1 protein-coding gene is annotated in these 634 nt (G+C 43.4%); it reads left to right on the forward strand.

Features of this window, described 5'->3' with window-relative positions; genetic code table 11:
• Positions 1-193: 193 nt before the first annotated feature.
• On the forward strand, positions 194-634 hold a 441-nt coding region (locus R8O11_RS28735; RefSeq protein WP_412035089.1), incomplete at its 3' end, for an ABC transporter permease.

Here is a 634-nt window from a genome sequence, read left to right on the forward strand (position 1 = left end):
CGACTTTAAAGCAGACACGCTTTCTCTAGATGATATCGCTTCTCACCATGAAGCAGCGATTAAGCTACTAGATGAAGTGAAATTTGACCTTTAATTCCTTGTGGGGGTATAACTATACCCCCATTTGATTAAAGGATATGAGATGTATTTGCACCAGCATTTGTATTTCATAAAGCCTTGCAGTAATTAGGCAATGAAAGATAGACATTCTCTATGGAAAACCAGTAGTGGAGCGATAACTCTGTTACTGGTTTTGCCGATCTTAGCGATCTTCTACACCGCAATTGGTGAAACGGATAACCTGTTTACACATTTGATGTCGACGGTGATGCCAATCTATATCTATAACACCGTCGTCTTAACGATTGGGGTTATGGGCCTCTCTCTTATTTTCGGTATTCCAAGCGCTTGGTTGATGGCAATGTGTAAGTTGCCAACGGAAAAGTGGTTACAGTGGGCGCTTGTATTGCCATTGGCAATGCCGGGTTACATTATTGGTTACATATTTACGGATTGGTTCGACTTTGCTGGTCCAATTCAAATATTCCTGCGTGATGTCACCGGGTGGGGACCTGGCGAGTATTGGTTCCCTGATATTCGAACCTTACCGGGGGCGACCTTTGTCCTGTCTCTA

The organism is Vibrio sp. 1288 (assembly GCF_033344475.1).